This window comes from Ruegeria sp. YTSC230, assembly GCF_059609665.1.
In genome coordinates this window covers 251,459-265,192 of the sequence record NZ_JBXWMC010000007.1, presented here as the reverse complement: position 1 = coordinate 265,192, position 13,734 = coordinate 251,459, and the positions used below count along the sequence as shown (strand labels likewise).

Genomic DNA, 13,734 nt, shown 5'->3' with positions numbered 1-13,734 from the left:
TGGCGGGATATTCCCGAGCGTGATGGCGTCATGGCCCGTATCAGCGAACTGCATTATTCCAATGCCTATGCCGCCCAAAGCGGTGTGTCCGAGTTCCTAGAGGTTGCGCTGAGATCCGATGAGGATCCGGCCAATTTCACTGTGTCCTTCTATCAGGCGAATGGTCAGGTTGGGATCGAAATTCCGCTGGATCACCCGTCGGTTCAGGTTTCGACTGACCCTGACAACAACGAACAAGTCTTTGTGATTTCAGCGGACTTCTTTCCGATCTTGCTGACCGATCCCAATGGCGGTGGCTCTACCAACTATGAAGCCTATGCGCTGACCAATACGTCGACGGGCGAGGTCATTGATTTCTACGATATCGGTGGCGGAACCACAGATATCGTCGCTCAAAACGGGTTGGCCGCCGGGGAAACTTCGGAAAATCTGCCGGTTCTTGTCGGGCCGAACCAAACCACAACGACCCTGCAATTCAATCAGCCCAACCCGGACACACTGGTGCATGCGCCGCTCTCACCCGGCGATTCAGGCGCGCCGTGTTTCGCGGCTGGCACGTTGGTCGACACGCCAGACGGCCCGCGCAGGGTTGAAACTCTGGGGCCGGGTGACCTGGTGCTAACGCAGGACGATGGTGCTTGCATCATTCGCTGGACCGGTGGCTGCACTGTTTCAGGACGGGGTCGTTTTGCACCCGTTCGCATCCGTTCCGGCGCGTTGGGGGCGGAAAGGGACATTTACGTCTCGCCGCAACACCGCCTGCTGGTCTCAGGTTGGCAGGCGCAGCTGCTGTTCGGAGAAGATGAGGTTCTTGTGGCGGCCAAATCAATGGTCAATGACACGACCATCACATCCGCGCCTTGCGACCTTGTCCACTATGTCCACCTGTTCTTTGACCGGCATCAACTGGTGTCGACCTCTGGCCTGATCTCGGAAAGCTTCTTTCCCGGCGCGCAGGGCTTGTCGAGCCTTGATCGCGAAGCCGCAGACGAGCTGTTCGCCTTGTTCCCCGAGCTTTTGGATCAGCCGCAAAATTATGGCCCGACTGTTCGCCCGGTCCGGTGCGGCCCACAAGTGGCAATGCTGCGGGCGATCTGATCCGCCCCTCTTGCTTTCGCAGACTGCTGTGATAGCAGAGCTTCAACAGCATTCAGGGAACCGTCATGGACGATCTTAAGGCAAAATATCTGGGTCAGATCGCCGATGCAGGCGACGAAAACGCGCTCGAAGCGATCCGTGTCGCGGCTGTCGGCAAAAAAGGCGAAGTCGCGCTGAAGATGCGCGAGTTGGGCAAGATGACGCCCGAGGAACGTCAGATCGCTGGCCCCGCGCTGAATGCCCTGAAGGATGAGATCAACTCGGCCCTGTCCGCCAAGAAAGCCGCTTTGGCCGATGCCGCGCTGGACGAACGCCTGCGCACAGAATGGCTGGATGTGACTCTGCCGACCCGCGCGCGCCGTCAGGGCTCGATCCACCCAGTAAGCCAAGCGACTGAGGAGCTGACCGCGATCTTTGCCGAACTGGGCTTCTCGGTGGCCGAAGGGCCGCGGATCGAGGACGACTGGTATAACTTTGACGCCCTGAACATCCCCGGCCACCACCCCGCGCGGGCCGAGATGGATACGTTCTATATGCACCGTGCCCAGGGCGACAATCGCCCGCCGCATGTGCTGCGCACCCATACTTCGCCGGTCCAGATCCGCTCGATGGAGAAACAGGGCGCGCCGATCCGCATCATTTGTCCGGGCGGCGTGTACCGCGCCGATTATGACCAGACCCACACCCCGATGTTCCATCAGGTCGAGGGGCTGGCCATCGACAAAGACATCTCGATGGCGAACCTGAAATGGGTTCTGGAAGAGTTCGTGAAGGCGTTCTTCGAGGTCGACGATGTCGAGTTGCGCTTCCGCGCCTCGCACTTCCCCTTCACCGAGCCGTCGGCTGAGGTCGATATTCGCTGTTCCTGGGACAACGGCCAGCTGAAGATCGGCGAGGGCGACGACTGGATGGAGATTCTGGGTTCCGGCATGGTCCATCCCAAGGTGATCGCTGCCGGTGGGATTGATCCGGACATCTATCAGGGCTTTGCCTTTGGCATCGGCATCGACCGTCTGGCGATGTTGAAATACGGCATCCCGGATTTGCGGGCGTTCTTTGATTCCGATCTGCGCTGGCTGCGCCACTACGGGTTTGCGGCGCTGGATATGCCTAACCTGCATGGTGGTTTGTCGCGTTGAACTTTCACTTCCTGAAAATCAATCGTGGCAGGTATTTGTGCCCAGAGCACGGTTCCTTTTGCGATAGTTCAGATGGATACGCTACAGCCTGCCCACTTTGTGTTCAGGCGAACAATAATAACTGGACTACAAATAACATTGATCGCGCCCTTCAGATACTAGGCAACATACAGTCGAGGTCGCAGAGAAATCTTGCAGTCGCTTCCGGTTTTCTGGGGGCAGTCGGATTGGTTAGTGTGCTCGAGAAAGTCGGCGGGGAAAATATCTTACAACAATTGGATGGCTTCACTCCGTTTTTGATTGCTAGCTTGGGGTCTCTGGTCTTTTCTATAGCGTTATACGTGTCATCCATGGCGCATATGGATGTAACGCTAAATGGACAGTTCCTATCGCTCGAATTGGAGCAATGGGAAAAGATGGTCGCTGACTTCATAAAGCAAATGGAGGAGCGCCATGCTTGGGCAGTCAGAGCTTTCATCTTTTCTGTTGTGATTTTTGTTGCAGGGTTGTTTGGATCGTATTTTTGGTCGTTGCTGTGTGGCGGGTAATAGTTGCCTAAGGTCAGCGCGGAACAAAGGCTGACAGGCCGCTGCGCCGTCGCCAGACCGCCCGCACGGGCTGGCGATTTGTTTCGGTAAACATTCCATTTGGACGATACACGGGCTTGGTCAGCATAAAAGACTCATTAAAACCGAAAGATCGCCATCATGCGGTCTGGCGATAACGCGGCTTGTCACAATCTCCCACGGTGTTGTGACGTGACAGCGGGCGCAGGCTCGCTAGGGTTCGGCGGATGATTTACCGACTGCTCTGCCTCTTCCTGCTGACCGCCACACAAGCCTCCGCTATCGAAACCTGCCATGGCGATACCGCCTGTCAGGTCGGTGACCGCTCGTATCATGTGCTGGAACCAGACGGCTGGGACGGCGAAACGCCCCTGCCGGTGTTGCTGCATTTTCACGGCTGGGCGCGGCAGGGGACGGTGGTGGTGAACCATGAACGCATCGCCGGGGCCACGAAGCTGCGCGGTGTGTTGTTGGTGGCCCCGAATGGGTTGGGCAAAAGCTGGGATTTCTGGACCTCAGACACGCGCGATGTCCCCTTCGCCGACCGGGTGCTTGAGGACGTCGCCAAACGCTATCCGATTGATCCGGAACGCATCTATGTCTCGGGCTATTCCTTTGGCGGTGCGATGGCGTGGCGCTATGTGTGCCAGTCGGGCAATGACACGGCTGCTTTGCTAGCGGTCGCGGGGTCGATCCGTCAGACCGAGGACTGCCCGCAAGCCCCGGCCGAGGTGCGCCATGTGCACGGGACCAGCGACACCGTAATGGATTTCCCCTTTGGGCCGGGCGGAGATACGACCTATCCGGTGGCACTGTGGCGGCAGAAATTCGGGTGTGAAACAGCGACGCCGCGCGGGGATTGGAGTGTTGTGCCGATCCTGATGCTCAGCCGGGTGGAATGGACCGATTGCGCACAGGGACAGGTTTCGCTGGATACGCATCCCGGCGGGCATTTCATACCGCATGGCTGGATTGGGCGGCAGTTGGATGAACTGTTGGGGCGTGAACCGACATACCCCTGATCATTTGACTTGGACGGGTATTTCCAGCCTGGTTGCCCGGAATGATCCGAAAATGGAACTGCCCGATGCGAACCTTGCTGCTAAGCGCCCTGATCCTTGCAACCACACCTGTTCTGGCGCGCGATACGTATCCGCCGGTTGAGGTTCTGTTGCAGACCGATAAGTCCGTGATTGGCGAACCACTGGAATACCCCGAAGGCAAGGCGCAGATAACCATGGCCATCGTGACCATGCGGCCCGGCCAAAAAACCGGCTTGCACCGGCATGAGGCCCCATTGGCGGCTTACATGCTAGAGGGTGAAATCACCGTGAATTACGGAGATGCCGGGACCAAAACCTACAAAACCGGCGATGCGTTGGTCGAGGCATTCCGCTCCCCTCATGCCGGGGTGAACTCAGGCGAAGATATCGCACGGATCCTAGCCGTGTTTGCCGGTGCAGAGGGCGTTTCCAACACGGTCGCGGAAGAGTAGGCGCCCAAGCCCCCCGCGCCCTCTTTCCCCTGTCCGCAATATCCGTTACACGCGGTCTGACCCTAGATTTACTGGCGGAAACCGACCGATGAAATTCACTCTTTCCTGGCTGAAAGACCACCTCGACACCGATGCGTCGGTGGATGAGATTGCAGAGACGCTGACCGATCTTGGACTGGAAGTCGAAGAGATCGTGAACCCTGCGGACCGTCTGGCAGGCTTTACGCTGGGCTATGTGAAACACGCGGAAAAGCACCCGGATGCGGACAAGCTGCGCGTTTGCACGGTCGCGACTGACGAAGGCGATCTGCAGATCATCTGCGGCGCGCCCAACGCACGCGAAGGTATCACGGTCGTGGTCTGTAAGCCGGGCATGTATATCCCCGGTCTGGATCTGACGATCAGCGTGGGCAAGATCCGCGGCGTCGAAAGCTTTGGCATGATGGCCTCGGAGCGGGAGCTGGAGCTGTCAGAAGAACATGACGGCATCATCGAGCTGCCCTCGGGCGAGGTAGGAGACAAGTTCGTCGACTGGCTGGCCGAGAACGAGCCGGCAAAAGTCGATACGATGATCGAAATCGCGATCACGCCGAACCGCCCCGACGCGCTGGGCGTGGCCGGGATCGCTCGCGATTTGGCTGCACGTGGCGTCGGTACGCTGAAAGAACGCGGCTATACACCAGTGCCGGGTGAGTTCGAAAGCCCGATCAAGGTGACGATTGACGAGGATACGCTGGACGGTGCGCCGCATTTCACCGGCCGCCTGATCAAAGGGGTCAAGAATGGTCCCAGCCCGCAATGGCTGCAGGATCAGTTGAAGGCAATCGGCCTGCGTCCGATCTCGTCGTTGGTGGATATCACCAACTATATGACGTTCGACCAGAATCGCCCGCTGCACGTTTTCGATGCGGACAAGGTGCAGGGCAACCTGCGCGTTCACCGTGCCAAGGGCGGTGAAAAGCTGGTTGCGCTGGACGAAAAAGAATACACTCTGCAGCCCGGTATGATGGTGATTTCGGACGATAAGGGCCCGGAGTCGATTGCCGGGATCATGGGCGGTGAGGAAACTGGTTGTACCGAGGACACCGTGAATGTGTTCCTTGAAAGCGCGTTTTGGGATTATGTGCAGATCGCGTTGACCGGCCGTGCGCTTAAGATCAACTCGGACGCGCGCTATCGGTTCGAACGTGGCGTGGACCCTGAATACACGCTGGAAGGGTTAGAACATGCGACGCAGATGATCCTGGATATCTGCGGTGGCGAAGCCTCGAAAGTGGTCGAAGCTGGCAAGGCACCGGATCACTCGCGCGCCTACAAGCTGGACGCTGAACGCGTGCAGTCGCTGGTGGGCATGGACATTCCGGAAAGCGAGCAACGCCAGACCCTAACCCGCTTGGGCTTTCGTCTGGAAGGCGAGATGGCGCATGTCCCCAGCTGGCGTCCCGATATCATGGGCGAAGCTGATTTGGTGGAAGAGGTTGCGCGTATCGCATCCCTGACCAAACTGCAGGGCAAGCCGCTGCCGCGTGTGACGGATGGTATTCCCAAGGCGGTGATGACCCCGACGCAGCGGCGGCAGTCGATGGCGCGTCGCACTTGTGCGGCGCTGGGGTACAATGAATGCGTCAGCTATACGTTCATCGATCAGGCTTCGGCTGCCTTGTTCGGTGGCGGGGATGAAGCGACGCAGTTGGAAAATCCGATCTCGTCCGAGATGAGCCATATGCGCCCAGATTTGCTGCCCGGTCTGCTGCAGGCCGCCGCCCGTAATCAGGCGCGCGGGTATGCAGATGTCGCACTGTTCGAGGTTGGCCCGGTTTTCCATGACGGCGAACCTGGCGATCAGAAAACCCAGATTACCGGGCTGCTTGTCGGTCGCAACGGCCCCAAGGACGTGCACGGTGCCTCGCGCCCAGTTGACGTGTTCGATGCCAAAGCAGATGCCGAGGCCGTGCTGACGGCCATTGGTGCACCCGCCAAGGTGCAGGTCCTGCGCGACGGTGACGCCTGGTGGCATCCGGGACGTCACGGCAAAATTTGTCTGGGTCCCAAAAAGGTGTTGGGTGTCTTTGGCGAACTGCATCCACGGGTGTTGCAGGCGATGGACATCAAAGGCCCGGCGATGGCCTTCACCATCTGGCCAGAAGAGGTGCCTCTGCCGCGTAAATCCGGCGCTACCCGCGCCGCGCTTGAACTGCGTGATTTGCAGGCGGTCGAGCGTGACTTTGCATTCGTCGTCGACGAGAGCGTCGAGGCGCTGACATTGGTGAACGCCGCAGCCGGCGCCGACAAAGCCCTGGTCGAGGACGTCCGCGTCTTTGACGAATTCATTGGCGGCAGCCTGGGTGAAGGCAAGAAATCACTGGCCATTACCGTGCGCCTGCAGCCGACGGATGCGACGCTGAAGGAAAAAGACATCGAAGCGGTGGCTGAGAAAATCATCGCGAAGGTCACCAAGGCGACTGGCGGCGTTCTGCGCGGGTGATGCCTGGCCGCCGCTGGCGGGAGTGTTTTTGAAAAGATGAAGGGGCGGTCGCGCCCTTTCTGTTTTTGCGGAGGACAAAAGATGCTGAACGTTTACCTATCTGGCGAAATCCACACCGATTGGCGGGAACAGATCATTGAGGGTGCTCAGGGTTTGGATGTCACTTTCAACAGTCCGGTCACCGATCACGCGGCCAGCGACGATTGCGGTGTAGCCATTCTGGGGGCCGAGTCGAACAAGTATTGGCATGACCACAAGGGCGCGATGGTCAACGCGATCCGCACCCGCAAGGGTATTGCGGATGCCGATGTGGTCGTGGTCCGGTTCGGCGAGAAATACAAACAGTGGAATGCAGCCTTCGATGCGGGTTATGCTGCGGCTTTGGGAAAGTCCTTGATCGTACTGCACGGTCCTGATCACCAGCACGCGCTGAAAGAAGTGGATGCTGCGGCGCTGGCTGTGGCCGAGCACCCGGGCCAAGTGGTTGATGTGCTGCGCTATGTTCTGACGGGCGCCCTGCCAAAATAACTCACGCTACGTTCCGCTTGCCTGATTTCAGGGCGCTTTCTACCGTCCGATAGGACAGTGGGGGAGAGCAGCCATGGAATTCGATTACGTCATCGTGGGCGGCGGGTCCGCTGGTTGTGTGATGGCCGCGCGGCTGAGCGAACAACCAGACACAAGCGTTTGCCTGATCGAAGCGGGCGGGGCGGGTGAGGATCTGGTGATCCGGGCTCCGGCCCTGGTGGCAGCCATGGTGTCGGGGCGACCCAAGCTGAATAATTGGGCCTTTCAAACGGTGCGCCAGCCCGGGTTGAATGGTCGGAAAGGGTTTCAGCCACGCGGCAAAGCGCTGGGGGGCTCATCGGCGATCAATGCCATGCTTTACGTGCGTGGTCATCCCAGCGACTATGATGAATGGGCGGATTTGGGGTGTGAAGGTTGGAATTGGAAGAATGTCCTGCCTTACTTCCGCAAGACCGAGGGCAATGCGCGCGGTGCGGATCATCTCCATGGCGGTGATGGTCCCTTGCACGTTTCGGACCAGTCTGAGCCGCGTGCCATCTCTCATGCGTTTGTCGAAGCCTGCGGCCAGCAACAAATTCGCGAGACAAAGGATTTCAACGGGCCGGAGCAGGAAGGCGCAGGCCTGTATCAGGTCACGCAGTTCCACGACGGGGCGCATAAGGGTGAACGTTGCTCGGCAGCTGCGGCCTATTTGCGGGGCGTCAAATCGCGGCCGAACCTGACAATTATGACAAGTGCAGAAGCCCAGAAGATCCTTTTTGACAAAAAGCGCGCAACCGGGGTTTTGCTGCGTCAGAAAAGCAAAGAAGTCGAAATTCGCGCCCGCCGTGAAGTCATCCTTTCGGGGGGTGCTTTTGGTTCGCCACAATTGCTAATGTTGTCCGGTATTGGGCCCGAAGACGAGTTGAAACAGCACGGTATTCCTGTTCTGCACGACTTGCCCGGCGTTGGTCAGAATCTGCAGGACCACCTGGACTATGTCCTCAGCTATCATTCGAAACGTAAGGATGTCATCGGGCTGACCCCGGGCGGGCTATGGAACCTGGCCAAGGCAGGGTTGGACTGGCGCCGCACTGGAGAGGGGCTGTTTGCGACTCCCTTTGCCGAAGGCGGCGCGTTCTTCAAATCTGATCCATCCGTTTCCAAACCGGATCTTCAGCTGCACTTTGTTGTCGGAATCGTTGACGACCACATGCGCAAGATTCACTTGTCGCACGGGTTTTCGTGCCATGTCTGTGTGTTGCGCCCGTTCAGCAGGGGCAGCGTTGGGCTAGCCTCGGACCGGGCCGGAGAGGCGCCGCGTATTGATCCGGCTTATCTCAGCGATGACCGCGATCTGGATCTGTTGAAGCGTGGGGCTCGTATCATGGAATCAATTCTCGAATCCGAACCACTGGAACCCTGGCGCAAAAAGCGACTCTATGCCCATGACGGCAGTGATCAGGCCTTGGAGGCTGATATCCGCAGCCGTGCCGACACGATCTATCACCCGGTAGGCACCTGCAAGATGGGGATCGACGATATGGCCGTTGTCGATACCGGAGGTCGGGTTCATGGGGTCGAGGGGCTGCGGGTGGTGGACGCTTCAGTCATGCCGACTTTGGTCGGCGGCAATACCAATGCGCCCACTATCATGATTGCCGAAAAGATCGCCGAAGCAATCAGTCCCGGGGCGGCGTAACCAGGCCTTTTTGCACCGCGGGTCGCTCTAGGAACCGGTCGAGATACGCCACCAGATTGGCGTGGTCTTCCCAACCAACAAGGTCGTGGGCATTGTAGAATTCGAGCCCGCGCAGCCACGGCGCGATTGCGATATCGGCAATCGAATAGTCTCCGGCAATCCAATCCTGGCCTTCAAGCTGTTGGTTCAGGACATTCAGCAATCGCTTGGCCTCGTTCACGTAGCGTTCACGGGGGCGCGGGTCTTCGATCTCGCTGCCTGCGAATTTGTGAAAATAGCCCAGTTGTCCGAACATCGGACCGATGCCGCCCATCTGGAACATCACCCATTGGATCACGCGATATTTGTCGGCTTTGGTTTGACCCAGAAACTTGCCGCTTTTCTCGGCGAGATATATCAGGATCGCTCCGCTTTCGAACAGGCCAATGGATTCTCCGTCCGGACCATTCGGGTCGATGATCGCCGGGATTTTGTTGTTGGGGTTCAATGACAGGAATTCGGGGCTTTTGACATCCGAGTCCGAAAGTGTAACCCGATGGGCTTCATAGGGCAGGCCGGTTTCTTCCAGCATGATCGACGCTTTGACGCCGTTCGGCGTGGGGAAAGAATAGAGCTGAATCCTGTCGGGAAACTGCGCAGGCCAGCGTGCCGTTATCGGGTGAGAGGCGGTATCCAGCATGGGGGGCTCCTGTCATGGGTTGCCAGCAATAGGTAGGTACACCTGCCCAGTCTTGCCAGTATCCGAGCTGTGCATACAAGGTCAGGGGCTGTGTGCGTGAGAACAACGGGGAAAACCTGCGTATCTCACACCTAGACCGAAGCGCGCTTATGGATCACTATTCCGCCAATCCCGCGCTGAGAGACGCGGGTTTGCCGTGAATCGAAAGGAGATGCGCGTGGATGATGTCGTAACACAGGTGGGTGCCTTTGCCCCGCTGATCATAAGCGCAGTCAAAGCGCTGGTAGTACTGATCCTTGGATGGATCATTGCTGGCGCCATTGCCGGTGTAGTCCGGCGCAGGATCAATGCGACACCGCATATTGATCAGACGCTTGGGAATTTCGTCGCCAGTCTGGTAAAATGGGTCATATTGGCCATGGTACTGGTTGCAGTGCTGGGCATCTTTGGCATTCAGGCGACAAGCATCGTCGCCATTTTGGGTGCTGCTTCTCTGGCCATTGGTTTAGCCCTTCAAGGAACGCTGAGCGATCTTGCTGCGGGCGTTATGCTGGTTGTCTTCCGCCCTTACAAGCTGGGTCAGTATGTTGATATCGGCGGCACCGCAGGCACTGTTAAGGATCTGAACCTGTTCACGACCGAGCTGGTGACGCCGGATAACGTGCAGATCATCGTTCCCAACGGACAATCCTGGGGATCGATCATCACAAACTACTCGGCGCATGACACGCGGCGTGTCGATCTGGTGTTCGGCATTGATTACGGTGACAGCGCTGATGAGGCGATGAAGATCATTCTGGATGTCGCGAAGGCCGATGACCGAATTCACTCAGATCCAGAGCCGTGGGTGCGCGTGACCAACCTGGGTGACAGCTCGGTAGATCTGACCGCACGCCTGTGGTGCAACGCCGCGGATTACTGGGACCTGAAGTTTGAGATCACTAAGGCCGTGAAAGAGGCGTTTGACGCCAAGGGTGTGTCGATTCCGTACCCACATACCGTGGAAATTCGGAAAGAGGGCTGAACTCTCCCGCCCGTCGAGCGGGCATTGGAAATGCCCTCCTCCGGTTGGGCCTGGCGCCGCGCTTTTAGCGCGGCGTTTTTTTGTTGGTGCAAAAGTCGTTCGATCAAAAGAAAAGCGGCGCGCCAAAGGCACGCCGCCATGCCCAACGCTGCAAAGCAGCCGCTTCAGCGGCTCCTTACAGGGGCGGGAGTGCTTCAGGCGTTGACGATTGCCTCGGGCGAGACAACGTCCAGACCCAGCGCCGTACCAACAGCTTCGTAAGTCAGCTGACCGGCATGGACGTTCAGACCTGCCAGCAAATGCGGGTCGTCCTGACATGCTTTCTTCCAGCCTTTACCCGCCAGTGCCAGCAGGAACGGCATGGTCGCGTTACCCAATGCGATGGTCGAAGTCCGCGCAACCGCGCCCGGCATGTTGGCTACGCAGTAGTGCATGACGCCGTCCACTTCATAGATCGGGTCAGCATGGGTGGTCGCTTTGGAGGTTTCAAAGCAGCCGCCCTGGTCGATCGCAACATCAACCAGAACCGCACCGGGTTTCATGGTGGACAGCTGCGCGCGCGAGATCAGCTTGGGTGCCGCAGCGCCGGGGATCAGAACCGCACCGATGACCATGTCGGCTTCCTGGATCAGCTCGGCCGTTGCGCCGGCTGTCGAGTACTGGCTTTTGAACGTGCCGCCAAAGACGTCGTCGAGGTAACGCAGGCGTGGCAGAGACCGGTCCAGAACGGTGACGTCAGCGCCCATGCCAGCCGCGATCTTGGCTGCGTGGGTACCAACAACGCCGCCGCCGATCACGATGACTTTGGCCGGGCCAACGCCGGGAACGCCACCCATCAGAACACCGCGGCCGCCATTGGCCTTTTACAGGGTCCACGAACCGACCTGAGGTGCCAGACGACCGGCAACTTCGGACATCGGCGCCAGCAGCGGCAGGCCGCCTTTGGAATCTGTTACGGTTTCATAGGCAATCGCCGTGCAGCCCGACGCCAGCAGGTCGTGGGTCTGGTCTGGATCAGGTGCCAGGTGCAGGTAGGTGAACAGCAGCTGGCCTTCACGCAGCATCTTGCGCTCGACCGCCTGGGGTTCTTTGACCTTTACGATCATGTCCGCGGTCGCAAAAACTTCTTCTGCGGTGTCGACGATGCGCGCACCTGCGGCAACATACGAGTCGTTGTCAAAGCCGGAACCCATGCCGGCATTGGTTTCAATGATGACCTCGTGGCCGCGCGCAACAGCTTCTTGCGCAGCGTTGGGGGTCATCCCAACACGGAATTCCTGGGGTTTGATTTCCTTGGGGCAACCGATTTTCATTTCTCGCTCCTCCATTCATAAACTGCCCAAATTATGTGCAATTCGGGATGCAATTTCTGTGAAACTCTGCCCGTCATTCGGGTTTTCTTTGCGAGAATCTTCGGTATTATTGAAATTTCTTGCAAAGGACTTGCGCGTATGAGCCTCGATACGACCGATAGAAAGATTCTGGCCGCCCTGCAGAGAAACGGCAGGATGTCGAATGCCGAGTTGTCAGATCAGGTGAATCTGTCGCCGTCGGCATGTCACCGGCGGGTCCAACGGCTTGAGGCCGAAGGGTACATTCGAAACTATGTGGCGTTGCTGGACGCACGCAAGATGAACGTCCCGACCACCGTGTTTGTTGAGATCACCTTGCAAGGGCAAGCCGAAGAGCTTCTGGACGCGTTCGAAAAAGCGGTGGCGCGCATTCCGGATGTGCTGGAGTGTCATCTTATGGCGGGGACGGCGGACTATATTCTGAAGGTTGTCGCCGAGAACACCGAGGATTTCGCCCGAATTCACCGTCAGTACCTGTCGCGCTTGCCCGGCGTGGCGCAAATGCAAAGCTCATTTGCTTTGCGCACTGTGTTCAAGACGACGGCCTTACCGGTGTGACCGTCAGGCTGGGGTCGGGTAGGTGAACAGGATCAGATGCACGGCATTGAAGCCGAAATGCATGAGAATGGGTACCCACAACCGACCGGTCGCATAAAATCCCAAACCACAGGCCGCGCCAAGAATCGCGGCATATGCGACCAGGGCCGGACCCCCTGCAAAATGCGCCAGACCGAACATAAAGCTGCCCAGAGTCACACCAAGTGCTGCACCAAGTTTGGAAGCAATTAGCGACTGCAGGTACCCGCGGAAAAAAGCCTCTTCCGTCAGGCAGGTCAGAAACAGATTCGAGAGCGCGAACACAATCCACCAAGGTGGCAGGCTGACCTCTGGCCGGATGGCCTGCGCGGCCAGTCCAACGGCGAAGAGGGCGGGCAAGGTCGCAAGGCCCACCAGCAACGGTGTTCTCCGGACAGGTCTCGCTGAATCGGTCATTCCCGGCCAGGCCAGCAGGACCGCGAACAGCACCATTGGCTTGTCCAGATTCAAGTACATTGAAAACGTCGAACTGTCCGGTCCGGCGTAGACCCGGTCCAGTACCATCAGGTTTTGAAATCCGGGCACCAGATGCGCGCCCAATGCAAGACACCAGCCGATCAACATGACGTGGCCAACCGCCGCGCCGGTGCCCGTAAGATGGTTCAGGGCCGCAGCCCCCAGCAATCCGGCAGCAACAATTCCGACAGCCAAAGGCGTGACCAGCCCCATGGCGAGGGCCGCAAGACCAAACACCAACAGCAGCGTCAGGCCAAGTTGCCGCCGGCCCGAGGCCGCACTGACCATGCCGGCGATCAGTATGGACCAGGGCCATATCAATGGCAGAAGGGATACAAAATGCGCCACGGCTCTCTCATGTATTCAGGTGCGTATTGATGCCGTCGGACAACCCCAAATGGCAAGGCCGTGCAAGGATCAGCCTTTGCCTAACTGCCGGCGTTGCGTCAAATCGGACGCTTGTATCTAGGCGCAGGTCGGTTCAATTATAGGAATGACCGAACGTCTGCCTGTTTTACGGCCCCGCACCAATTTGATATTGAACCGGCGCGGAGCGTTCATCAATTATATCTGATGACATCAGGCGGTCACACTCTCTGGGTATGGTCGGAACCCGTTGACTGATAAGGAGCAG

The 13,734-nt window shown here is 58.4% G+C and carries 12 protein-coding genes and 1 pseudogene; 10 read left to right on the top strand and 3 right to left on the bottom strand.

Annotated features, from left to right (window positions below; translation table 11 throughout):
* The first annotated feature begins 30 nt into the window (after nucleotides 1-30).
* From AC2FD9_RS15875 to AC2FD9_RS15840, 8 genes are all read left to right on the top strand, one after another.
* On the top strand, nucleotides 31-1,098 hold the full coding sequence (locus AC2FD9_RS15875) for a Hint domain-containing protein (RefSeq protein ID WP_496837777.1): 1,068 nt from the start codon (nucleotides 31-33) through the stop codon (nucleotides 1,096-1,098).
* A 65-nt stretch (nucleotides 1,099-1,163) separates the two neighbouring features.
* The gene (pheS, locus tag AC2FD9_RS15870; protein WP_496837776.1) at nucleotides 1,164-2,237 is read left to right on the top strand and encodes a phenylalanine--tRNA ligase subunit alpha; all 1,074 of its coding nucleotides are present in this window, start codon (nucleotides 1,164-1,166) and stop codon (nucleotides 2,235-2,237) included.
* A gap of 236 nt (nucleotides 2,238-2,473) precedes the next feature.
* On the top strand, nucleotides 2,474-2,785 hold the full coding sequence (locus AC2FD9_RS15865; RefSeq protein WP_496837774.1) for a hypothetical protein: 312 nt from the start codon (nucleotides 2,474-2,476) through the stop codon (nucleotides 2,783-2,785).
* 245 nt (nucleotides 2,786-3,030) lie between these two features.
* Nucleotides 3,031-3,825 (top strand): CE1 family esterase, encoded by a 795-nt coding sequence (locus AC2FD9_RS15860; RefSeq protein ID WP_496837772.1) that lies wholly within the window; start codon nucleotides 3,031-3,033, stop codon nucleotides 3,823-3,825.
* 41 nt (nucleotides 3,826-3,866) lie between these two features.
* The gene (locus tag AC2FD9_RS15855; protein WP_496837770.1) at nucleotides 3,867-4,298 is read left to right on the top strand and encodes a cupin domain-containing protein; all 432 of its coding nucleotides are present in this window, start codon (nucleotides 3,867-3,869) and stop codon (nucleotides 4,296-4,298) included.
* A gap of 88 nt (nucleotides 4,299-4,386) precedes the next feature.
* Entirely contained in the window at nucleotides 4,387-6,783 is a 2,397-nt protein-coding gene (pheT, locus tag AC2FD9_RS15850) for a phenylalanine--tRNA ligase subunit beta (protein WP_496837768.1), read from the top strand.
* A gap of 81 nt (nucleotides 6,784-6,864) precedes the next feature.
* Complete coding sequence (locus AC2FD9_RS15845) at nucleotides 6,865-7,311, top strand: YtoQ family protein (RefSeq protein WP_282121380.1); 447 nt, start codon at nucleotides 6,865-6,867, stop codon at nucleotides 7,309-7,311.
* Between the two features lie 73 nt (nucleotides 7,312-7,384).
* Complete coding sequence (locus AC2FD9_RS15840; RefSeq protein WP_496837766.1) at nucleotides 7,385-8,992, top strand: GMC family oxidoreductase; 1,608 nt, start codon at nucleotides 7,385-7,387, stop codon at nucleotides 8,990-8,992.
* Here AC2FD9_RS15840 and AC2FD9_RS15835 read toward each other — a convergent pair.
* Nucleotides 8,973-9,671, bottom strand: a complete 699-nt coding sequence (locus AC2FD9_RS15835) for a glutathione S-transferase family protein (RefSeq protein ID WP_282169853.1) — start codon at nucleotides 9,669-9,671, stop codon at nucleotides 8,973-8,975. The two genes, AC2FD9_RS15840 and AC2FD9_RS15835, sit on opposite strands and share 20 nt — an antisense overlap.
* A gap of 217 nt (nucleotides 9,672-9,888) precedes the next feature.
* Here AC2FD9_RS15835 and AC2FD9_RS15830 point away from each other — a divergent pair, with 217 nt between their 5' ends.
* Nucleotides 9,889-10,695, top strand: coding sequence for a mechanosensitive ion channel family protein (locus AC2FD9_RS15830; RefSeq protein WP_058273694.1), 807 nt, complete (start codon nucleotides 9,889-9,891; stop codon nucleotides 10,693-10,695).
* A 194-nt stretch (nucleotides 10,696-10,889) separates the two neighbouring features.
* On the opposite strand, the pseudogene ald reads toward AC2FD9_RS15830, so the two are convergent.
* Nucleotides 10,890-12,008, bottom strand: a pseudogene (ald, locus tag AC2FD9_RS15825) (alanine dehydrogenase).
* Between the two features lie 138 nt (nucleotides 12,009-12,146).
* Between ald and AC2FD9_RS15820 the strand changes: the two are divergent.
* The gene (locus AC2FD9_RS15820; RefSeq protein WP_058278916.1) at nucleotides 12,147-12,605 is read left to right on the top strand and encodes an Lrp/AsnC family transcriptional regulator; all 459 of its coding nucleotides are present in this window, start codon (nucleotides 12,147-12,149) and stop codon (nucleotides 12,603-12,605) included.
* A gap of 3 nt (nucleotides 12,606-12,608) precedes the next feature.
* On the opposite strand, the gene AC2FD9_RS15815 is transcribed toward AC2FD9_RS15820, so the two are convergent.
* On the bottom strand, nucleotides 12,609-13,448 hold the full coding sequence (locus tag AC2FD9_RS15815) for a CPBP family intramembrane glutamic endopeptidase (RefSeq protein ID WP_496837763.1): 840 nt from the start codon (nucleotides 13,446-13,448) through the stop codon (nucleotides 12,609-12,611).
* Nucleotides 13,449-13,734 lie beyond the last annotated feature (286 nt).